General features: G+C 39.3%; 26 protein-coding genes. 14 read left to right on the top strand and 12 right to left on the bottom strand.

Features of this window, described 5'->3' with window-relative positions; genetic code table 11:
- Positions 1–14 precede the first annotated feature (14 nt).
- The 5 genes from L0P88_RS13695 to L0P88_RS13675 all read left to right on the top strand — a co-directional run bounded on the left by L0P88_RS13695 (position 15) and on the right by L0P88_RS13675 (position 3,118).
- A complete protein-coding gene (locus L0P88_RS13695; protein ID WP_247130486.1) occupies positions 15–482 on the top strand; it encodes a JAB domain-containing protein in 468 nt (155 codons plus the stop codon).
- A 22-nt stretch (positions 483–504) separates the two neighbouring features.
- Positions 505–1,311 carry a DNA adenine methylase gene (locus tag L0P88_RS13690; RefSeq protein WP_247130485.1) on the top strand — a complete coding sequence of 269 codons (807 nt, stop codon included), beginning with the start codon at positions 505–507 and terminating at the stop codon, positions 1,309–1,311.
- 382 nt (positions 1,312–1,693) lie between these two features.
- Positions 1,694–2,155: a hypothetical protein gene (locus tag L0P88_RS13685; RefSeq protein WP_247130484.1), complete on the top strand. Its 462-nt coding sequence runs from the start codon at positions 1,694–1,696 to the stop codon at positions 2,153–2,155.
- A gap of 35 nt (positions 2,156–2,190) precedes the next feature.
- Positions 2,191–2,703, top strand: coding sequence for a hypothetical protein (locus L0P88_RS13680; RefSeq protein ID WP_247130483.1), 513 nt, complete (start codon positions 2,191–2,193; stop codon positions 2,701–2,703).
- Positions 2,687–3,118 carry a hypothetical protein gene (locus L0P88_RS13675; protein ID WP_247130482.1) on the top strand — a complete coding sequence of 144 codons (432 nt, stop codon included), beginning with the start codon at positions 2,687–2,689 and terminating at the stop codon, positions 3,116–3,118. The genes L0P88_RS13680 and L0P88_RS13675 overlap by 17 nt, the downstream gene beginning before the upstream one ends.
- A 501-nt stretch (positions 3,119–3,619) precedes the next feature.
- Here the strand turns inward: L0P88_RS13675 and L0P88_RS13670 are convergent.
- A complete protein-coding gene (locus L0P88_RS13670; protein WP_247130481.1) occupies positions 3,620–3,838 on the bottom strand; it encodes a DUF3892 domain-containing protein in 219 nt (72 codons plus the stop codon).
- 129 nt (positions 3,839–3,967) lie between these two features.
- Here L0P88_RS13670 and L0P88_RS13665 point away from each other — a divergent pair, with 129 nt between their 5' ends.
- The 3 genes from L0P88_RS13665 to L0P88_RS13655 all read left to right on the top strand — a co-directional run bounded on the left by L0P88_RS13665 (position 3,968) and on the right by L0P88_RS13655 (position 5,948).
- A complete protein-coding gene (locus tag L0P88_RS13665) occupies positions 3,968–4,723 on the top strand; it encodes an AbiV family abortive infection protein (RefSeq protein WP_247130480.1) in 756 nt (251 codons plus the stop codon).
- A gap of 109 nt (positions 4,724–4,832) precedes the next feature.
- Positions 4,833–5,393, top strand: a complete 561-nt coding sequence (locus L0P88_RS13660) for a hypothetical protein (RefSeq protein WP_247130479.1) — start codon at positions 4,833–4,835, stop codon at positions 5,391–5,393.
- A gap of 213 nt (positions 5,394–5,606) precedes the next feature.
- Positions 5,607–5,948, top strand: a complete 342-nt coding sequence (locus L0P88_RS13655; protein WP_247130478.1) for a hypothetical protein — start codon at positions 5,607–5,609, stop codon at positions 5,946–5,948.
- Here the strand turns inward: L0P88_RS13655 and L0P88_RS13650 are convergent.
- Together L0P88_RS13650 and L0P88_RS13645 are read right to left on the bottom strand one after the other, a co-directional pair.
- On the bottom strand, positions 5,924–7,714 hold the full coding sequence (locus L0P88_RS13650) for a recombinase family protein (RefSeq protein ID WP_247130477.1): 1,791 nt from the start codon (positions 7,712–7,714) through the stop codon (positions 5,924–5,926). The two genes, L0P88_RS13655 and L0P88_RS13650, sit on opposite strands and share 25 nt — an antisense overlap.
- A 155-nt stretch (positions 7,715–7,869) precedes the next feature.
- On the bottom strand, positions 7,870–8,073 hold the full coding sequence (locus L0P88_RS13645) for a hypothetical protein (RefSeq protein WP_247130476.1): 204 nt from the start codon (positions 8,071–8,073) through the stop codon (positions 7,870–7,872).
- A 104-nt stretch (positions 8,074–8,177) separates the two neighbouring features.
- Between L0P88_RS13645 and L0P88_RS13640 the strand changes: the two genes are divergently transcribed.
- The 3 genes from L0P88_RS13640 (at position 8,178) to L0P88_RS13630 (ending at position 9,775) form a co-directional block, all read left to right on the top strand.
- Positions 8,178–8,729 (top strand): replication protein, encoded by a 552-nt coding sequence (locus L0P88_RS13640; RefSeq protein WP_247130475.1) that lies wholly within the window; start codon positions 8,178–8,180, stop codon positions 8,727–8,729.
- Between the two features lie 202 nt (positions 8,730–8,931).
- Positions 8,932–9,288 carry a hypothetical protein gene (locus L0P88_RS13635; protein ID WP_247130474.1) on the top strand — a complete coding sequence of 119 codons (357 nt, stop codon included), beginning with the start codon at positions 8,932–8,934 and terminating at the stop codon, positions 9,286–9,288.
- A complete protein-coding gene (locus tag L0P88_RS13630) occupies positions 9,278–9,775 on the top strand; it encodes a hypothetical protein (protein WP_247130473.1) in 498 nt (165 codons plus the stop codon). Before L0P88_RS13635 ends, L0P88_RS13630 begins: the two co-directional genes overlap by 11 nt.
- A 202-nt stretch (positions 9,776–9,977) precedes the next feature.
- Here the strand turns inward: L0P88_RS13630 and L0P88_RS13625 are convergent, their stop codons facing one another.
- Positions 9,978–10,133 (bottom strand): hypothetical protein, encoded by a 156-nt coding sequence (locus L0P88_RS13625; protein WP_247130472.1) that lies wholly within the window; start codon positions 10,131–10,133, stop codon positions 9,978–9,980.
- Positions 10,134–10,653: 520 nt separating this feature from the next.
- Here L0P88_RS13625 and L0P88_RS13620 point away from each other — a divergent pair.
- Complete coding sequence (locus L0P88_RS13620; RefSeq protein WP_247130471.1) at positions 10,654–10,902, top strand: addiction module protein; 249 nt, start codon at positions 10,654–10,656, stop codon at positions 10,900–10,902.
- Complete coding sequence (locus tag L0P88_RS13615; RefSeq protein WP_247130470.1) at positions 10,886–11,185, top strand: type II toxin-antitoxin system RelE/ParE family toxin; 300 nt, start codon at positions 10,886–10,888, stop codon at positions 11,183–11,185. The genes L0P88_RS13620 and L0P88_RS13615 overlap by 17 nt, the downstream gene beginning before the upstream one ends.
- Before the next feature lie 191 nt (positions 11,186–11,376).
- On the opposite strand, the gene L0P88_RS13610 is transcribed toward L0P88_RS13615, so the two are convergent.
- The 8 genes from L0P88_RS13610 to L0P88_RS13575 form a co-directional block, all read right to left on the bottom strand.
- Positions 11,377–11,547, bottom strand: a complete 171-nt coding sequence (locus L0P88_RS13610) for a hypothetical protein (RefSeq protein WP_247130469.1) — start codon at positions 11,545–11,547, stop codon at positions 11,377–11,379.
- Positions 11,537–12,115: a zeta toxin family protein gene (locus tag L0P88_RS13605; protein WP_247130468.1), complete on the bottom strand. Its 579-nt coding sequence runs from the start codon at positions 12,113–12,115 to the stop codon at positions 11,537–11,539. The genes L0P88_RS13610 and L0P88_RS13605 overlap by 11 nt, the downstream gene beginning before the upstream one ends.
- A 156-nt stretch (positions 12,116–12,271) precedes the next feature.
- Positions 12,272–13,522 (bottom strand): toll/interleukin-1 receptor domain-containing protein, encoded by a 1,251-nt coding sequence (locus L0P88_RS13600; RefSeq protein WP_247130467.1) that lies wholly within the window; start codon positions 13,520–13,522, stop codon positions 12,272–12,274.
- A 244-nt stretch (positions 13,523–13,766) separates the two neighbouring features.
- Positions 13,767–14,360: a HEPN domain-containing protein gene (locus L0P88_RS13595; protein ID WP_247130466.1), complete on the bottom strand. Its 594-nt coding sequence runs from the start codon at positions 14,358–14,360 to the stop codon at positions 13,767–13,769.
- Positions 14,353–15,402: a ParA family protein gene (locus L0P88_RS13590; RefSeq protein WP_247130465.1), complete on the bottom strand. Its 1,050-nt coding sequence runs from the start codon at positions 15,400–15,402 to the stop codon at positions 14,353–14,355. The genes L0P88_RS13595 and L0P88_RS13590 overlap by 8 nt, the downstream gene beginning before the upstream one ends.
- 131 nt (positions 15,403–15,533) lie before the next feature.
- Entirely contained in the window at positions 15,534–15,767 is a 234-nt protein-coding gene (locus L0P88_RS13585; RefSeq protein ID WP_247130464.1) for a hypothetical protein, read from the bottom strand.
- On the bottom strand, positions 15,764–16,036 hold the full coding sequence (locus tag L0P88_RS13580; protein WP_247130463.1) for a helix-turn-helix domain-containing protein: 273 nt from the start codon (positions 16,034–16,036) through the stop codon (positions 15,764–15,766). Before L0P88_RS13580 ends, L0P88_RS13585 begins: the two co-directional genes overlap by 4 nt.
- 24 nt (positions 16,037–16,060) lie before the next feature.
- Positions 16,061–17,398, bottom strand: coding sequence for a site-specific integrase (locus L0P88_RS13575; protein WP_247130462.1), 1,338 nt, complete (start codon positions 17,396–17,398; stop codon positions 16,061–16,063).
- A 485-nt stretch (positions 17,399–17,883) separates the two neighbouring features.
- Between L0P88_RS13575 and L0P88_RS13570 the strand changes: the two genes are divergently transcribed.
- The gene (locus tag L0P88_RS13570; RefSeq protein WP_247130461.1) at positions 17,884–19,110 is read left to right on the top strand and encodes a tyrosine-type recombinase/integrase; all 1,227 of its coding nucleotides are present in this window, start codon (positions 17,884–17,886) and stop codon (positions 19,108–19,110) included.
- Positions 19,111–19,379: the final 269 nt, after the last annotated feature.

The following is a 19,379-nucleotide window of genomic DNA, read 5'->3' as shown; positions in this document are numbered from 1 at the left end:
TTAATTCAATACCTATGAAAACAGCACTACCAAGTACCGAGCTACTTGGTAGCTCGAAAATTCAAATCCAGTACCAACGACCGCATGTAAACGAAATGCACCACATCTCATGTGCCGAGGATGCAAACGAAGTGTTACGAAAGTATATCGATCCCGCACAACTGGATGTACGGGAATGCTTTTGGGTGATATTGCTTACGGCATCCAATCGGGTATTGGGAATTTCAGAAGTTGCCAAAGGCTCGACCCTTGGAGTACAGATGAACCCCAAATACATTTTCCAATTGGCATTGCTGACCAATGCGGTATACCTGATCATTTCACATACACACCCCAGTGGGAATTTGACCATCTCCCGTCAAGACATTGAACTGACCAAGAACATCAAAAGAGCCGCCAGGCTCATGGAGATGACCTTGCTCGACCATATCATTATTACCTCAGAGTCCTTTGTCTCGTTTGCACAAGAAGGAGAACTCTAAGTCAAATAATCACCTCCCTACCATGCCCAAGACCCCCATTTCCTATTACGGAGGAAAAATCAATATGCTTAAAGAAATACTCCCTCGCATCCCCAAACACCGTATCTATACGGAAGCGTTCTTCGGGGGCGGGGCGGTCTTCTTTGCCAAAGAACCCTCCGAGGCGGAGATCATCAACGATATCAACGGTATGGTGGTGAACTTCTTTGAGGTGGTCAAGACTGACTTCAACTGGCTTAAAAACCAGATTGAAGCAACACTCTTTGCGCGGGAAACCTACTCAAAGGCGTGGCTCATTTACAAAACACCCTCGTTGGTGGAGGACAAACGCTTACGAGCGTGGGCGTGCTATGTCGCGTGTAATATGGGCTTCGCAAACAAGCCCGGATCATGGGGCTACGACAAGTACAACAAACGTGTAAAGACCTTTCGGAACAAGACCATGCGATTTGACGAGTCCATTGTAAAGCGATTGGAGTTCGTACAGATTGAAAACAACGATGCCTGCAAGGTCATTGAGAGCCGTGATACCAAAGAGACCTTTCACTATGTAGATCCCCCGTACATCAATACTTACCAGGGAGACTACTGTGGATATACCGAATGTGATTACCGGAATCTTCTTGATACGCTCTCCAACATTAAGGGAACGTTTCTCTTGAGTTCGTACCCATCTGAGATTTTGGATGAGTATGTAGCAAAAAATGGTTGGTACAGCATCCGCTTTGAGAAGTCGCTATCAGCCCGAAAGGTAGAGGCAGGAGCCTCACGAACCCACAAGAAGGTAGAAGTCTTAACCGCCAATTACCCGCTTGACAAAGACGATTAGGTATGATTCTTTTCAAGAATTCAGATCTGTTTGTGACTCTTAATGACTTGTAGAATTTCTTGCCCATACGCTAAAATAAATAAATTCTAATTCCGAATGTAGTTCCGAAACATCCGAATGTAGTTCCTATTTATTGGTTTACATACTACCGAAACTTGTATTACCAAGAACACCAAAGATTAATAACCATAAATACATAGTTCTGTATTCTTAATCCCTTCAATATATAAATACACACGATATGGACATAACCCAAAAAACTGTCCTGCGGTACTTCCTCGGGACGCTCGAAAAACAGATGGAGGCTCTTGAAGTTTCCGGCATCAGCCCATTCTTCAAAGGGTACTTTACCCACGGGGAACTGATCGACATTATCAGGTGGATGTACCACCCAAAAGACCTCAAACAGCTTAACCTCAATGCGATGCACACCGATGAACTTGAGGAGATGGTCGGCAACGATGCCAATATCCTCAGTTACTTCATTGACTGTTGGGATACGGAGACCGCCTATCGTGAGTCCCTTAATCCCGAACAGGTATGGATAACCTTGGAGAAGATTGGCATGGAAACCCACTACCTGCGGAGTAAACCGATAACTAAGTGGGATACCTACGATTATGCCAATTACCGCTCCCTTCGCTTACGCTCTGGAGAGATTCAGGAGGTATATGGTATCTACGACCGCATGGTGTCACAGGACGATGTTGACCGTGTGGACTCACCACCCCGACGGTTCTATGGAACACGGGAACTTGCCGAATCTGCCATGCGGCACATGATCGAGGAAGAAGGCTTTGAAGAGGGTGAAATGCACCTCCTGTATACCTACAAAGCCACCTAAGAATGTAAATGTTTAATCCTTAAATTTTTTATACAATGAATGACAAAGTAATTATCGACGTACTTATCGAAAACATCAAAACCGATACGACAATCTTGGAAGAGGTCGACCAAAAACTCGAACCCCTGCAACAGGAGAAACGTGATGTCATGGAACGGATCAAGGATCACAAACAGGACGTATCCGTACTGATAAAGTACGCAGATGACCAGAGTAAAGAAGAACTGGAGAGCCTCGGCTTCGTGCTCCCCTATACCGGTGGACTCAACCCTGTGGCATCCATTGCTCTTGAAGTCCTGGTAAAGTCCAAGGAGAAAAAGATGACCAATGATGGCCTGCACAAAGCCTATGTCAAGGTGAGTCAAGAACGTGAACAGGAACCCGTGGGCTACTCGGATTTTAACATCAAGTGCCGCCCACTGTTCAACTCACAGAAGTTTATCCGTACCAAGGGCAAGGACCCGAAATCCTCCAAGGGGGACATCATCTCCCTAACCGGAAGGGTTGCCACCGCTCAAAACAAGGAAAACGATGGGAAAGCGAAGTGATCTTGAGAAATTTGCCAATAAGCAAAAGGCAATGGACCGAGCCATGTGGCTTAACTTTGAGTATCGACTTACCCATCAACGGTTTGTGATGGTGCCAAGCTATGAATCGGGATACTTTGTTGTTCCCAATGGACATCCATCCTTTGAAGGTGAAATGATCGAGGAACTGCCTAATGGTTATTCTGGTATGACCTACATGGACATCCAGAACATCATGGCCGATACCGATCCCTTACCTCACTGGGAAACGATCGCCGGTATGGTCTCCGTTATAAGCGGGGAGATATTGCGGTTTCTTCTTCACGGTAAGGTACCGCTAAAGCGGTTCATCCGATATGAACTTGCGTGCCGAGGGTACAACAAGGAAAACCGGTGGGTTGGATTTGAGAAAGCTAAAGAGATTTGGCTGAAATAATAACTATATACAAAAACGCATGTCACTTGGATATGCGTTTTTCTAAAAAATTATATACTTATCTATACAAGTTGAGCGACTATTTTAGATATTTTTCCTCCATCAAACATGTTCGAATTTCATCTATTAGGTCGAGCAATGTAAAAAATTACTAGTTTTTGCTAGTAATTTTTTACATAGTTCGACGAGAGAACAGTCCCTGCGAACTGTTCGTTAGGTTGAGAAATTGACTACTCATTACCACATAACCCTTTATGAGGAAATATGCCCTTTGGTAGTGTAATTACTAACTTTTTATCCTTTTGACAACTATTTGTGGTTTATTTTATGAATGGAGACCATAAAGAAATACTCGTTAACTAAATCAAAAGCTTTCTTACGAGGCCTTTTGATTGGGAGGTGTTACTTTTCTGTCGTCGTTCAAGATTTGCTGTCCTGTCATAACTAAGTTCTGGTATTCTCCTTCTCGGTAGACTCTACATAAACCAGTAACTTTTCCATTTACCTCTTTTTGGTGCGATTGACATTATCCTTCTTTGAAGGGTCAGGATTGTCACGAACATATTTACGACCATTTATCTTCACAATGTGCACACCTGAGTGCTTTCCTTGTTCAACTTCCTTTACGGTTACTGAACGTGGAACTTTCTTACGAGAACCAATTTTGTAGGTCTCATTTCTACCGTTCTCACCATCATTGTTGCCGATTATCTTTGTCACAGAGTTTTTTGGTTATGTTTCTAACGAGTCACGTAGGAGTCGACTATTCTCCGTTTGTAACTAAGCCTATTATACCATTTTCAGTTGTGGGCAATTCCGCAATTATGACACTTGTGATAATGTTATCTTATGGAGACTAACCAGGAAAAGTTTACCAATTACGAACTTTTTGTAGTTACAATTTTTCAAAATGCTACCCAAAAACTGTTAGCTGCAATTGAGCTTTCAAGTACTAGATATTCTTACAACGAAGCTTTTTTTCTTGCTATCATTGCGCAAGAAGAACTGGCAAAACTTATAATCTTACCTATTGCTAACGAGCTTGATACGCTTGAAAATGTTTTGACAAATCGGCAAGGCGCTTTTTATAAACACCCGGTAAAACAAAAGATTTTCACAAACTTTGGTTTGCAAAACCGGTCTCATCAGGATATTGAGAAACTAAAACAAGGTTACTTGTATGTAGGGAGCAGTGAACAAGGCAAGCCAGAGTTTAGTATTGCAAAACCAGATCAGGTAAGAGCAGAGATAAAACATACTTGTCTGTTTATGGTAAATCAGTTTAGTAACATAATTGAGGAAAAGGACTTTTCAAAGCTAACTAAAAAGGGAGCCACCTATTTTATGGAGATAGTGAAAAGTGCAATATCAGAAAGGATGTCCGAGGTTGATATGTCAATCAAAGACGACTCAAAAGAAATCTCAGACTTAGAACAGACAGACAAAGAAAGAATGATAATGAATAGATTGATTATGAACCCATACCAATTGATTAGAATGCTTAAGGCGGTTTTCAAAGAAGACTACAAAGAACATTTGAGCAATTTAGGTTATTACTCAATTGAAACATTTGAAGACTATCTTGCAAAGATTGAACTGGACTAACACTAAACAAAATTCTTCCGAACATCATCCAACCACTGGCACAACGAGACTTTCGTCTCGTTTGTTAGGAATTAGATAGTTCGAAGTTTTTTATAAGTATAATATAAATATGATTAAATTAATGCCTATCCCAAAAACCGCAGAAATTAATGATCTAAGTACTATCAACCTATGTAAACAACTAGTTCCTAATGGTACGCCCCAGTACCTAGAGATAGAGACAGTAGAGGGATCAATTGAAAATGATTGTTATGAAAATGTTAAGCGTATAATTGAGAAGAATGGAGGAGAGATACAATACGGTTGGCAAATATGGGAGACTCTTCCGAGTGTTATGATTGAAGCTGAGTTTCATGCTGTATGGATTGATAAAAATGGTGTCTACCATGAAGTAACACCAAAATCTTTGCCTAGTCTAAAGAGAATTCTATTCCTTCCTGATCCAAAACGCAGGTATTCAGGATGCCAAATTGATAACGTGAGAATTGCTTTAAAAGATGATGTGTTAGTTCACAAATTCATAGAGAATGCAGAGTTACTTTTTAAGGAAACTAACAGAGGAGATCTTGCCAATTTTCACGGGAAAATAATTCCTTCCAGGAAAATGTTAATTTTATTGGAAAAGAAACAAGAAATTTTTTTTAAAATTTTAAGAAAGTATTATCAATAAAAACCCAATTCCAAATTGAGTTAGATTTTCTTTCTCTCTATGTAAATTGAGTGAGTTAGCAAGCTCACTATTAACTTTTTTTAAAGTGAGTTTTGAAATTTTAGATCAATGTTGTAGTACTGCCTACATCGTCTCTTCTTGTTTACACTCCGGCACGCTAAAATCAAAATCCCCTCGGTGTGTATATACCGAGGGGGCTAAAAACATAAAAACATGAATAATATATTAACCATAGAGGATATGTATTTCTTGTTTGGGCAAGATACCGTCCTCATTAATAACTTATACAATAGTGTTAAAGAAACGTCTATTCCAGGACGTATAGTTATCCACGCTACAGATTTATTATCAAAATTACGTTCTCGGTTTGATCATTGTTACTTTCAAGAAATTCTAAAACAATTACAAAATACAATACCAGATCGCATTATTGAAATTGAAGAGCTTATATACGATATTGAAATATCACAGGAAAAAGAAGCATTAAAGGAAAAAGAATATTTCCTTATGACTCTATATAGTCAGGTTAATCAACTAGTAGAAGACTTTCCTTGAGGTGAACACTTATTTTTAACTTGCATTAAGTAGGTTCGAAGCTCATCCAAATATGAGAGCAACACTGGACAGAGAGGTCTCAAATCGGCATTTGAGCCTTTTTTTTCAACACTTTTTTCAGGTTCGAACTGCCTGTTTTTTGCTAATATATGTTTTCGGGATTTTTCGAACACCGTTAACCATTTCGACCTTATAATTTCAAGTTTTTCCTCGTTCCAGAGTAGGTTCGAACCAAATTCCTGAAGGACACGTTTTTTCTCTTCAAGGCTTCCATTTAGGATAATATCTTCAAATTCAACGGATAGATTGAACAATGATTCCAACTCTTCAAAGTAGTTTTCAAACGCTCCATTCTTGGTTCTAATCTCCTCCTCTTTCATATTGATTTCCTTATTATCAGAGATAAATTCTTCTTCCGAGATCAATTTCCTTAGATACATCTTTCGTAGCTCGGATTTTTCTTCAGCAAGCCTTTGAAGTTCTTTCGTATAGGTTTTTTTACGTTCGCTGTGTTCCTGGATTGATTTATCCCTGAGTTCCGCAATGTGTTTCTTTCCCCAATTACACAAGTCTTCACTCAGTGAAAAGTTATTTCTGATGTAGTCGGCGAGGTACTCATTGACCCGCTTCTCCTCAATACACTTGGCTTTCGTTTCCTTGGTCTTTCGCCGTTGTATATTGTAGTAATAGGTATATGACAGGTAGGTCGGGTTCTTCATCTGACTGATCAGGAGGTTACATTTGGGACACCGATCTCTAGCCCTGTACGCAAACTTATGCTTACAGTCACAGATAAGTTGAAACTTAAAGTCTGCCCCTATGCGCTGGTTATCCTCGCCAACGATAATGTGGTTGTAGGTAGCTTCATGCTCCTGTACTTTCTGGTAACTGCGTTTACTCAGTATTTGAAGGATTTTCTTGTGTTGTTCGACGGTAATAAGCCGTGGCAACGATTCATCCAGTACACGTTCGGTACGCCCTTCCGTTGTTTCATCCTTGGAATAGAAAAATCCGGCATAGATCGGGTTCTTCAAGAGTAACTCCATCATTGAGCGGCTGATCAGCTTTCCCCCAATATTTTTTAGTGGCACGGTGGTAAGTTTAAGTTCATTCCTTGCGTAATCGGTAATGGTCGTTATCGAGTCCCGTCCTTTGAGAAACCGTGCAAGGATGTACCCAACTTTTTTCAACCGATCCTTATCCACAAGCCACCCCCGGTCGCCCTTCTCCTTGGTCTTGTCATTGAGGAACCCTATAGGTGTTTTCCCTGTGGGCAAGCCTTTTTTGTACCGCTTTTTAAGTCCGCTCTTTACAAACACACTCTTATCATCCGAATCTTTCTTGCTGAGGATCAACTCAACCTGAAGGAAGAGTTTGTCTGACGGCGTATTGAAATAGGTACGACTGGGAGTTCGTATATGATGGAGCTTTCCGCGATCCATCAGATCGATGATAATTCCCGAGTCTACGGCATTTCGAGAGAGCCGATTGGGATGCCAGCACAGCCAGGCATTCACCACTCCTTTCTCGGTCAATGCAACGAGTTCATCAAATTTCTCTCGCCCTCGATAAAAAGCCGACTTGGTTTCTTCGATAATCTCACCGTAAACGTCCAGATCATGTTTTTCAATAATTTCAATAAGGTCATCATTTTGTCGCTCAATGCTCTGAATCTGACGTTCCTCAGCTTCAGAGCTTTTTCTCGTATAGGCACCATATTTAAAATGGAAATCGTATATAGGATTGTTTGGGTCATATTCATTCATACAATTTTTTCCTTCTACAAAAAAGGGATAACAACACGTTCTTTTCGTTGCTGAACTCAAAGATTGTTGTTACCCCATCTTTATGTATAAAGAAGGTGTTTATACCGGTTATGTTGTTCTTTGAGTCCAGCATTCACAGTATACCGATATTACCTTTAGTACTCAATGGTCTTCTTCGTTCTCATGTGTTTGTGCAAAGCTGTTGCGGTGAGCGTAAGGACAAACATTCCCAATTGGCGGATATCATCGTCATCCATTAAAGCGAGTGCTTCAAAACCAATATCCCTTTCAAGTATCGCCTTAAGTTCATACATCGCCTTGTGGGATAGCTGTATATCGTTCGGAGTTTGTGTGAGCATTCAATGATTTTACCCTCAATTGACCTCAATCCGTAAGGAGCGAACTGTGGCAAAATTTGTAATCGCCCCTTATGCCAGCCATGCAATCACTCTACACTCATTGCATGCTGTATTATAAAAACACAACCCAGACACCAAACGTCATATTCAACGACCTCTTGAAAGTTCTCACCGAAAGTGAACTGAAGGTACTCCTGACGATAATATACAAGACCATTGGTCAGGTAGACCCAAAGAACCCGTCACAACGGATACAGCGTGCCTGGATTGCCCAGAAATTCTTTTGCATGGTTACCGGGCTTTCCAACAAGTCGGTATCGAAAGCCATTGATAGCCTTGTCAAAAAGAACCGGATTCGTGTTTCTGACGGATACAACAAAACCATGTCAACACCCGGAACAAGGCGTGGAGCATCTGCGCTGTATTATGAAAGCTGTTTACAACTTTCTCCCAACGTCAAAAAAGCTAGTGAACATTCTTCCCATAATGCAGTGAAAAAACTTCACACTATTAAACTAAATTCCATTAAACAATCGTGTGACCTTTCTTCACAAGGGACACAACGACTAAGCGACCTCAAACGGTTCAAGCTGTTACAGCAAATGACCCACGTTCATTCTGAAAACTATGTGCCTCGTTTTAGGGGGAAACGGTAGCTTGGACAATTAATTCCCGAAACTCACTTAAAAGCCCCTTATCCACCGTTAAAACGTGCACAAAGCTGTGAGTAACCGCAATTTTTTTTGTAATAGGTACAAAGTTTGTCGCTGTTTTCCTTTGTAAAACCCTTCTGTCAACACCTGTCTCCCGTATGATGCAGAAAGCGGTGTTAACCCCACCGCTGATAATTTAATACGTATGAATTTACATAACAAAAAAAATAAATTAAAAGACTACCGAACTCGGTATAGTATTCCGCTCGTTGATTCTGCTTTCATTCTTGATACGGATGTAGGAAACCTTTCCAAATATGAGAACGGGGAACTCTCTCCCACCTTAAAAATAGCAATCGCTTATCACCTTTTGTACGGTATGCCGATGCAGGCGCTCATTGACAACGATTTCATGCTACTTAAATCAGCACTCATCGACAGGCTGTTCATGCTCTCTGAGCAATTGATGAAGAAGAAGCAAACGGATTCCGTCACCCGAAGGATCGAGTCGATTAATGGCATGATTACCCGCTTGAACACAGAGGAACAGCATGAGGACTGACAAAGCAAAGGAAGTGGTACTTGCCCTGTATCCAAACAAGCGAGGGATCGGGTATGCAATACTCAATGGCCCTGAAGAGCTTATTGAGTACGGACAGTACCATGCAAGCAGATTAGGCAGTGCCGCCCATATCAAGTGGGTTCGGAACTATCTTGATTACTATGAGCCAACGTTGGTTTTACTGCGTGCCGATCACGAAATTTTCCTCAAGAGTGAACGCCTCAAGAAGTTGATAAAACTCATCTACAAAGAGACTTCACTACAGGGACGAGAGGTACACCAGTACTCACGAAAGCACATACAAGAGGTGTTCTCTTCGTTCAATTCAAAATCAAAGTTTGCCATTTCCAAAAAACTGATCGAGTGGTTCCCACGGCTTAAAGCGTATGCCATGCCGTACCGTAAAGAATGGGTGTCAGAGCATACCAACGCCGGTATCTTTGATGCGCTCTCGTTGGCCATTACCCACTACTATCTTGTTGATTAGTATTGTTAGTGAACACCCCGTGAAAAGGTGTTTTTTGATATTATAGCATACTTTGTACTTACACTTTACTTTTGGTATACCAGTGTGGTATACACCAGTATCTTTATAGTGTTTTAATAGTCTTGTAAATTAAATAAAACCCCTTGTAGGGGGAGGTGTAGTTGATCATGGTCTCTGCTCCCTCCCCTACAGGGGGTTTTTATTACAAAGCTAAATAATCTTTCACAGTTGAAAGGGTTTTATCAGCGGGTCCCTTACCGTCTTGTGCCGCCTTAAGGTACAACAAAACCGCTTTGTTGTCGGGAGCAACAAACTTTTTACCCAACTGTATTCTCTGTCCTGGTATCGTCTTTGTCATGATTGCAGTATATCAATACAATTTACTTCCCAATTATGTTTCAACATACTCCACAAATTCTTTCAAATCCTCGAATCTACCACACTTATTTACTTGGTATAAATAGGATAGTACCCTTTTTTCTTGCAATATTTTCCCCACTGCGATATACTATCAGAGTCGAGCCAAATCATTATTATTGAAGATTTAAGATCAGAAATAGATATCGGATGATTTCTGCTCGACGGAATAGTTTTCTCAAAAGTCTCCCTGATCAGGGGAGACTTTTGAAGTGATTTTTGCTCAACACTTAAATCTTTACTTCGGGGTCTATTTTTGGTTAATCTTCTTTCGCCCCATTTTTTAACAAAACCCTTGTAAAATAATGATTCTTTCGACCCATTACACTTTGTAGCCACTAACATCAATAACATATTATGGAACTTCAGAAACAACAGAAACGGAACGGTTTATGTGGTGCTTAATTTTAAGAAATATGCTATAATTTTAGTATCTTGGTGAGTGGAACAATTATAGATGTATGACAACTGTAGAGTTAAAAAATTTGATTTCCAAATCTATGAAGTCCGCAGACATTGGACTTCTTCAATATATTGCCGAAGCTATACGAAACTATAATGCCAACAAGTCTTCTTCTTCCGTTTTGACAGCCGACCAAATCAAAGAACTGGATAGACGTAGAAGTCGTTACCTTTCAGGAGAAGGAACATCCTATTCTTGGGAAGAAGTAAAACAACAACTTAGAGACAAGCATGGCTTACCGTCTTGAGGTTCGTGATGATGCCCTTGATGATATTGCAAGGAGCTATAAATGGTATGAGGAAAAGAGTGAGGGTCTTGGCTTACGTTTTGTTGATGAGGTTGAAGCTACAATCAATTATGTTTCAAAGTACCCGGAGCATTTTCAGATAAAATCAAAAAAGCCATACCGAGAGGCTGTTTTAAAGGTTTTTCCCTACGTTGTGGTTTATGAGATTAATAAGAAGGAAAAATCAATTGTGGTGTATTCGGTATTCCCATGTAAAGATGATCCAGATAAAAAACCTAGATAGTCGAAGGAAGCCCAGAAGTATCACCTCTCCTGGTCTTTCTCGCTATGTTTGTGATTCCTTACGCTATTGAGTTCTTTAGAACGGGACTGGACCTTTTGGCGCTCGGAACATCCTCTTCTTGGCAGGTATAAATTACAAAACCGATAGCGAATACTATCGGTTTTTTTATGCTCATAAATGAGATACCTATGTTATTGTTCTTTTTCCATATCCTCCGGTCGTACATGAATTACCTTTCCATTACTGGAAACAACAACCGGGGTATTTTTATACTTCTTAAACGCAATCATTTTCTTACGGGCAATGGTTAAGCCCTTGGAAATTTTTGCTTCTAAAGCATCCAATTTCTCTTTACTTGTCATAATATTTTGTTTTTAGTTGTCGCCAAACATTTTTGTCTACCTCAATGAGTGTGCCATCAATTAAACCCCTTGCAATGGTGCTAAATCCTTCTTTGGAATTATTGACCATTGACCATTCATCAACAATTGGTAGGTAGCGATTAAAGAGATGGTTAAGACCTCTTTCATATCTGCGTGCAATAACATCTTTTGGGATGTCATGACCGCCCTCTTTAACCCTAATACCCACTCTTTCGATGGCCAACTCAATGGAGTCTAAAAATAAGAAAAGTAATGTGATCGTGTATCCATTGCTTCGAGCTTGTTCAATAAGTGAAACATGGCTTTTCGTTGCAAGTGTTGTTTCAATCGCAAACGACTTTCCCTCATGTAATAGTTCTTTGATCCGTCGTACCATCATTTTGCCCGACTGTATTGCAACTTCATCAGGATTAAATGGCGATAGTCCCCTTGCGATTTCGTCCGCATTAACAAACTCATCACAATTAAATATCTCAGGTAAAATGGTATATGAAGCTGTTGTTTTTCCGGCTCCATTTGGCCCTGCAATAATGTATAAATTTTTCATTTAATAGTTTTTAATCTATTGTGTTTTGCAAAAGCGTACCATACTTAACTAAAAATACAATCGGGAAATGGAACAAGTCTCAAAATAAATTAAGGCAAAAACAACATATTCGCTATCTTTTGAAAACCGGACTATGGCTTTTCATAGGATACATTGTTAGCTGCTGGCAATATTTCTTTTAGTTCCAATTTCGGGCTTGATAATTTCCGGTTCATCATATATTTCACGTAGCAAATCTGTATATGAGTTTTCATAATTTTCATCGTTTCTCATGTCAATATGTATATATTGTTGCATAAATTCAGGAATGCTGTCTGTGGAATCACCATCTCTCAGAACTGGAATTATTCTTTCGTTGTTAGTTTGATTCTTGTAGAGTTCTGAATTCATTATTGAATACTCATAGCCAACTCCACCTGCTCTTTTCTCTGCTTTTAATTTATAGTTAGGTGTAAAAATTATAACTATTCTGTCGGCTTTCTTAATCGAAGTCTCAACAAAATGAGGCAAGTTTTTACCAGGTCTAAGTTCATATCTATCCAATATCACATTTACTCCTTCTTTAACAAGTTGATTTGCTAATTCAAGAACCCAGTTTTTGTGCTTTTCTGAATCCCATGAATAAGAAATAAATACAGTTGCAACTTCCTCATTGGCAGTTTCCTTTTTTGGTTTTTCAATCTTAGGTTTTTCTCCTTTGATTAAAGCCTTTATTGGTTTTACTTTTTCTTCCTCAAAAGGCTCAACCATTTCAAGTATTCTATTGATAAAATCAATTCGGGTGTTTTCATCAAGTTCCATTATCATGTCGTAGAAATAGATTTTTCTACTCGTACTTTTCCCTTGCTCATTTCGCAGATTGATATATTGATGATAGTCAGGATGATATTGATTGAATTCTTTGAGAGTATTTATGAATCTTGGACCAGAAAAATATGTGCTTGCATCACCTTGCACATTAATTACCTCGAATAATCTATTATAAATCTCAATCCAGTTCATTTTTTCAATTTTATTCGCAAGTTCTTTTTTAGGTTTTTCCTTCTCATATTTATTGATTATCTCCTTACAAACTTCTTCTTCTGGAAATAATTTAGCGTAATTGTATGCAGTTTCTCCTTCACTTTGAGCAGCTAATTCACGAACCAAAGTTTTATAATTATCATCATTTAGCACAAAAAACTTTCCATTATGTAGAAGAAATAATTCTTGCAGATTGTCAAATGTTATTGATGTATTTTCTTTAGAGATTTTTGAGAAAAATTCGGATTCAAATATCGTTGCCGAATACTGTAGAAGAGTATCATTTGGAATTTCTTCCTTTCTCTTATATAGAAAATCAAGAACTGGTTTCCAAGCCTCTTTCTGTATGAGTGATAGTACGTATTCTTGATTCAATTCTTTCATTTTCAGCTTGCAGCTAACGCCGCGCTATGTGAAGTCCGGCGAATTTTACTGAAATATAAGAAAACCATCAACGATGTGATGGTTATTGTACCGAAGTGCTGCCGTTTTGGAGCGATCACATCGATTGTCGATAAGGCCATGCAATGGCCATATATCGTGGTTTGCGTTATATTGGGAGTAAAATTAGCTATGAGCAGCAGCGTCCAGCAGGAAGGTATTGCTTATATAGCTTTGTTGGGTACAGTTATTTTATTTTATTAAAAATTTCATTTGCTACCTTTTCAATAAAATCAATTACATCTCTTACATCAGTAGTTGAAATTGGCCATTTAACTCCAGGATTTGAAGGATCCAAATCTGATTCATGAGCTATCTTATTTCTGCGATCAACAATCAATTTCAATTTTGCTTTAAGATCTCCAGCATTTAAACCAAAACTAGGTGCAATTTCTTCCCATAGTTTTAAATCACTTACTAGTCTAATTGCATCAGCGATTTTATCCGGATCTTGAAAACTAAGCCAAGAGTGTTTTTGCCTTATATGCGATGATATTATAATATTTGAAGGTATAGAGCCTTGAACTGTCGAAATTGGAATTGGAAATCGATTAAATGCTGGGCATGTAGTCCTTCTGCCATTATATATTTCCATCATTTCTTCTAAGACAAACTCATGAATAAAATGATCCAACGCACTAACTGCAAGTACGATTTGAGACCGATATAAATCAGATATATCTAGAGCATTGGTAGTCATTCCATCGATCTGATCAATGGTAGATGTTAGGTCTTTTATTTCCTGAATTCTGCTATTGAATTGTGATACAGAATTATTCATTTGTCAATTCAATCACCCGATTTGCGAGTTCATTAAATATTTCATTGAACTCAGCTTTTTTAGCTCTATCCTGTTCTAGTACCGCCCCAACATGACCAAACATTTCATCTTCAAGTGCAAATACAGGTATTTTATGTTCCTGAGAGGTTGCTATCAAAGTATTGAAATCAGGAATTTGTACAAGACAAAAGGTTTCATTAAAATCAGCTTCAATTTGATTGTATTTCTCGGTTGACAGCATCATTTCAATTTCATTAAGTTTAGGGGTAAGAGTTTCCTTCACACCTTTATTTATTCTATCAATCCAAGCCTGAAAACCTTCTGATGCAACTCCTTTTCTAGGCCTATATTTTTGAATTACCGTTCCTAAAAATTTTGGATGTCCTTTGGGAAAAGGATAAGCCGCATTTTCAAGTTCATCCATTCCTTGAGCTCTATTAGACCAATTTACCCAACGTGGAAATACTGCTGTTAACGAATCAATAGCCATTTTTGAAAAGTAATCAGGTGAAGTTGGAACAAGAAAAAAGTCACTTGTCATCAAGATATTCTGATTTAACGCCCCTAGACTTGGATTCATATCTATCAATACAAAATCAAATTCGTATTCTTCGATTTCTTTATCAATAAAATATGAGAACGCTCCTGGCACATTTTTTAATGCTTGAATTGAACTAGACAATTCTTGTGCTATTCCTAATGTGATTTCATATTCTGATAAGTTGATATGACCTGGTACTAAGCTTAAATTTGGTCTATTTGTTACCTGAATTGGCTCTACCGGTTCAATCAGTCTAGGAAGTGATTCATAGGCAGGTTTTAGAGCTGCTTTAATATTTCTATCTGGATTTTCGAGGTAGAATTGCTCAAAATCTTCATCTCCTGAATAGCCAAGAATGAGCCCTGTTAGATTACACTGTGGATCCGCATCAACTAGTAGCACTTTATGACCAAGTTCAGCAAGTTTCCATCCTAGATTGAAGGTAGTGGTTGTTTTACTTACACCGCCTTTATGATTAAATAGTGTTATCTTTTTTGTCATATCTTCAATTTAATTGTGCCCAACTTGTTGATATAGATGTAAAATACATTCTTTTCCGCCCATATTAGGATATAACCGATAAAAACGGTTATTCTTTATAAAATTTCAATTTTCAGGGAACCCAAGAAGTATCACCTTTCCTGGTCTCTCTCGTTATGTTTGTGATCCCTTATGCTATTGAGTTCTTCAGAACGGGACTGAACCTTTTGGTGCTGTCGGAACGCATCAACACCGTTTTCAAATCCTGTAAAATACTGTGCTTTATTTTCACACTTCAACATCTTCTGTGCGAGCGCCGAAAGATGCTCGGCAAAGAGATAACCGTGGTTGAAACCTTTTACGTATGTGGGATCGATTTTACTCATGTGAACTTTTCTTTTTTGTGATTGTCGAGGTACTCCATAATGGAATCATAGTCGTACAGAATGATTTTTCGCTGTGGTTGGGTGTAGGTGATGGCTCCTGTGTCACGGAGATTTTGCAGCGTGGTCTTGCTCTTGATGTTCAGTAACTCCATGGCACGCTCCGGTGTTACCCACTTGTCTTGGGTCACCTGAAATTTCTCTTTGAGTCGATCTACCACAACTTCAATCAATTCATAGAATGCTTCGTCTTGTATGCAGATTACTTCCATAAGCTAAAAATACATATTATCCGCTTAGTTGATGACGGCATCAAGTGCGTCATCTGCATCTTTGTGAATAAAGTTTGCTTGGTATCCGATAGTCGTTTTAAGATCAGTGTGGCGGTAGAGTTTTTGTAGCATTAACGGATGAATGGTATCTCCGGCGATATTCCCGAAGGTATGTCGTGCAATATGATTTGAAATTTTCTTGTCGATGTTACAGGATTCAGCTATTCGCTTGAGGTACTTATTAAACAAACTCGTTGCATTACGAGCCTTGATAAATACGTCTTCGGGATTATTTGGGTTGGCGTGTTTCAAAAAAGGAAATATGTAGTCCCTCTTATTCTTCTGATCCTTTTTGTAGAAGGCTAGAATCGCACGTGCCTTTTCAGGGATTTTTAAGCTCTGTGACTTCTGATTTTTGTTCATGACGTAGAACAAACGATCATCAATAAAATCTGACCACTTCATTTCAAGGACATCTGATATTCGCACTCCAGCAAAGTAGTAGGAGAAGAGCCATACATTTCGCGTATGCCACACAGAACTCCCCTCTTCCAACGCTAATGCTTCAATACGTTGTACTTCTTCTTTGTTGAGCCCAATTTTGAGACTCTCGGTAATGCGTATCTTCTCTTTATCCCCTGCGAAAGGATAGTATTTATCATTAACAATACCCTCTTCAATGGCAATATTGTAGATGGTTCTGATAAATATCAGTTGGTTCGTAACCGTTCGTTCTTTGTGCTTGAGGTAGGTCTCACAGAAGGACTTGAACCGATTGATAAATGCCATATCAATGTCAGTAAAGGCAAGAGACCCGTTGTTCGCAAATTCTTTGATCCCATCCATGATACCCATCTTCGGGTCCATACCCTTTTTGTGTCGAAGTTGTCTCCGCTCTTTGATACCATCAATGATACTCTGTCGTGATCCTGCTTCATTGAGGTTCGTAAACTCTTTAATGTTATAGAGGATGGAAAGCTCAGATCGAGCAACAGAAAATGTCCCAGTATCATACTTATCCTTAACCCGTTTGGAGCCAACTTGAAAAAATGAAATGTTCTTTCCCTTTCGCTGTACCTTCTTCTGAATGTGCTTTGCAGAAACATTATCGTTGTGGGACATAGCCTCAAGAGCAGTGTCGTCTGCCTCAGTTAACTTTTTCAAAAGAAAGTTGTTGAGCCGTTTAGAATTGGGGTGTGATTTTTTAATCTTAGAGTGTACCGAATCCCAATCTTTTTCTAAAATATATGTTCCGGTAAAAACGTACCTGGGTTTTCGATCTTTGGTAATCCGAAGTACCAAGGGGCAGGTACCATCTTTTTTTTCATAATGTTTCCATAAAAGTATCTTTACTGAAGCCATAAGTAGTGAGGTTTTTAACGACTTCAAAGGTATAAAAGAAAAGTGATTTTATGTAAAACATATGTAAAACATTTCATGGTTCTTCATGGTTTTTTGTGAAGTAGTATAAATTTTAAATGTTTGAAAAACAAAGTTTTAAGTGCATATAAAACTATATAAAACCATAAATCATAAGGCTCATAACCCGAAGGTCGCTGGTTCGAGTCCAGTCCCCGCTACAAGGAAAGCCATCAACGAAAGTTGGTGGCTTTTTCTTTGCGATAAAGCCAAGCCAGCTTGAACTTTTGAGCAAGGAAAAGGCTAAACCTCGCTCTAGCGAGGTTATGGCTTTATTTGTAAAGCTCTCCAAAAGGCCCATGGCGAAGCCATGAATCCAGTCCCCGCTACTAGATTAACCCATTGACTGACAGCACTTTAAAACTGTTGTCAATGGGTTCTTTTTTTATAAATTGCAAAGCGCGTACGCTACCGCATACGGAAACGGGATGGGAAGAAAAAAATACACCGAACCGAAGATCTACCACGGTGGGGAGGATTTCGACCTCTCCAAGCGGTGGTACGTCTATTATTCCTATGAAAGCCCAAATCTTAAGGACAAGCTCGGTAAGCCCATCATGGTACGGCAGGCCCCGGTCACCATGAGCATCAACCGTAAGTACAAGACCAAGGCCGAAAGGCTCATGCAACTGGGCATTGTCAAGGAAGTGCTGTTGGAAATGCTGAAGGAAGGATATTCCCCCTATAAGGATAAACTGTCCTTTAATTCCGAATCCCTTGACTATACCGTCGAATCGGCCCTTGATTACGCCTACGCCATAAAAATTACGAAGCTCTCCGATACTTCTGTAAAGGATTATAAGAGCAGATACGGCAGATTTAAAAAATATCTAGATAAAAAGAACCTGCTCGACAAAAGTATATTGACCATCACCAAACAAATGGTCAACCACTACCTGCATACGGTTGCAAGTTCGAGCAGTGCTAGGAACCGGAACAACACTCGTATCATCCTAAGCGCTATTTTTGCAGAATTGGAGGATAACGATATCATCCCTCGTAACTTTGTTGAGAACATCAAGGTACTTGATACGAAATCGGTGAGCCATAAGACCTATTCGCTAAAAGAGCTTGAAGGTCTTTTCGCCTACATGCGTGAAAACGACCCCCTCTTATTGCTTTTTGTAAAGTTCGTTTCCTACAACTTTTTGCGGCCTATCGAGGTATGTCGATTGAAGGTCAAGGATGTATTCCTTTCCCAAAAACTGTTACGGTTCCGCGCAAAGAACAAGCCCGAAAAGACAAAGATCATACCAGACATCGTGCACAACGAAATCGTTGAACTCGATTTTCCCATTCAGGACCACTATCTTTTCACCCCCAATGGTATAGGAGAGTGGAAAGCAGCTGAGACCAGCAGAAGGGACTATTTCACCAAACGCTTTTGGAAACTGAAGAAGAGGTACAACGAGCATCTTATTAAAGAGGGAAAGAACCTTCAGCTAGGTCCTGAATATACTATCTATTCCTTTAGGCACACTTTCATCACTTTGCTCTTTAGAAAGTTCAGAAAAGAATATACCTACACTGAGACTTGCGATAAACTCATGCTCATCACTGGACATTCGACCCTGGATGCGCTAAAGTCCTATCTAAAGGATATTGACGCAGAGCTCCCAGAGGATTACAGTGGATTGTTGGATTTGAACCTCTAGAAATGTCCTTTAAAACGTTTTTGTTGACGCCCTACAGGTAACTTGAGAGGTGGCAAGTATAAAAAAATTAAGCCCTCTAAATGGGCGGTTTTTAAGGACTAAAGAGTAAAGTAATTTTCTTAAGACCCGCCTAAATTCTGTTTACACAGTTTATTGGATACTACCTTTCTTAACGAGGATAAGTCCGATTATTGGCCTTATTTAGTAGTCCCGATAATTGGTCTTTTACGAGACCATCTTTCACTAATTATTCTTCAAATTTCTAAGTA

Origin of the sequence: Muricauda sp. SCSIO 64092, assembly GCF_023016285.1 — a bacterium.
GTDB lineage: Bacteria > Bacteroidota > Bacteroidia > Flavobacteriales > Flavobacteriaceae > Croceivirga.
The sequence above is the reverse complement of the archived record's forward strand: the minus strand, read 5'-3'. Positions and strand labels throughout refer to the sequence as shown.

What these genes read in the sequence shown, in the direction of transcription:
- L0P88_RS13695 (WP_247130486.1), top strand. Translation starts at nt 15, where the DNA reads ATGAAAACAGCACTACCAAGTACCGAGCTACTTGGTAGCTCGAAAATT.
- L0P88_RS13690 (WP_247130485.1), top strand. Translation starts at nt 505, where the DNA reads ATGCCCAAGACCCCCATTTCCTATTACGGAGGAAAAATCAATATGCTT.
- L0P88_RS13685 (WP_247130484.1), top strand. Translation starts at nt 1,694, where the DNA reads ATGTACCACCCAAAAGACCTCAAACAGCTTAACCTCAATGCGATGCAC.
- L0P88_RS13680 (WP_247130483.1), top strand. Translation starts at nt 2,191, where the DNA reads ATGAATGACAAAGTAATTATCGACGTACTTATCGAAAACATCAAAACC.
- L0P88_RS13675 (WP_247130482.1), top strand. Translation starts at nt 2,687, where the DNA reads ATGGGAAAGCGAAGTGATCTTGAGAAATTTGCCAATAAGCAAAAGGCA.
- L0P88_RS13665 (WP_247130480.1), top strand. Translation starts at nt 3,968, where the DNA reads ATGGAGACTAACCAGGAAAAGTTTACCAATTACGAACTTTTTGTAGTT.
- L0P88_RS13660 (WP_247130479.1), top strand. Translation starts at nt 4,833, where the DNA reads ATGATTAAATTAATGCCTATCCCAAAAACCGCAGAAATTAATGATCTA.
- L0P88_RS13655 (WP_247130478.1), top strand. Translation starts at nt 5,607, where the DNA reads ATGAATAATATATTAACCATAGAGGATATGTATTTCTTGTTTGGGCAA.
- L0P88_RS13650 (WP_247130477.1), bottom strand. Translation starts at nt 7,714, where the DNA reads ATGAATGAATATGACCCAAACAATCCTATATACGATTTCCATTTTAAA.
- L0P88_RS13645 (WP_247130476.1), bottom strand. Translation starts at nt 8,073, where the DNA reads ATGCTCACACAAACTCCGAACGATATACAGCTATCCCACAAGGCGATG.
- L0P88_RS13640 (WP_247130475.1), top strand. Translation starts at nt 8,178, where the DNA reads ATGCTGTATTATAAAAACACAACCCAGACACCAAACGTCATATTCAAC.
- L0P88_RS13635 (WP_247130474.1), top strand. Translation starts at nt 8,932, where the DNA reads ATGAATTTACATAACAAAAAAAATAAATTAAAAGACTACCGAACTCGG.
- L0P88_RS13630 (WP_247130473.1), top strand. Translation starts at nt 9,278, where the DNA reads ATGAGGACTGACAAAGCAAAGGAAGTGGTACTTGCCCTGTATCCAAAC.
- L0P88_RS13625 (WP_247130472.1), bottom strand. Translation starts at nt 10,133, where the DNA reads ATGACAAAGACGATACCAGGACAGAGAATACAGTTGGGTAAAAAGTTT.
- L0P88_RS13620 (WP_247130471.1), top strand. Translation starts at nt 10,654, where the DNA reads ATGACAACTGTAGAGTTAAAAAATTTGATTTCCAAATCTATGAAGTCC.
- L0P88_RS13615 (WP_247130470.1), top strand. Translation starts at nt 10,886, where the DNA reads ATGGCTTACCGTCTTGAGGTTCGTGATGATGCCCTTGATGATATTGCA.
- L0P88_RS13610 (WP_247130469.1), bottom strand. Translation starts at nt 11,547, where the DNA reads ATGACAAGTAAAGAGAAATTGGATGCTTTAGAAGCAAAAATTTCCAAG.
- L0P88_RS13605 (WP_247130468.1), bottom strand. Translation starts at nt 12,115, where the DNA reads ATGAAAAATTTATACATTATTGCAGGGCCAAATGGAGCCGGAAAAACA.
- L0P88_RS13600 (WP_247130467.1), bottom strand. Translation starts at nt 13,522, where the DNA reads ATGAAAGAATTGAATCAAGAATACGTACTATCACTCATACAGAAAGAG.
- L0P88_RS13595 (WP_247130466.1), bottom strand. Translation starts at nt 14,360, where the DNA reads ATGAATAATTCTGTATCACAATTCAATAGCAGAATTCAGGAAATAAAA.
- L0P88_RS13590 (WP_247130465.1), bottom strand. Translation starts at nt 15,402, where the DNA reads ATGACAAAAAAGATAACACTATTTAATCATAAAGGCGGTGTAAGTAAA.
- L0P88_RS13585 (WP_247130464.1), bottom strand. Translation starts at nt 15,767, where the DNA reads ATGAGTAAAATCGATCCCACATACGTAAAAGGTTTCAACCACGGTTAT.
- L0P88_RS13580 (WP_247130463.1), bottom strand. Translation starts at nt 16,036, where the DNA reads ATGGAAGTAATCTGCATACAAGACGAAGCATTCTATGAATTGATTGAA.
- L0P88_RS13575 (WP_247130462.1), bottom strand. Translation starts at nt 17,398, where the DNA reads ATGGCTTCAGTAAAGATACTTTTATGGAAACATTATGAAAAAAAAGAT.
- L0P88_RS13570 (WP_247130461.1), top strand. Translation starts at nt 17,884, where the DNA reads ATGGGAAGAAAAAAATACACCGAACCGAAGATCTACCACGGTGGGGAG.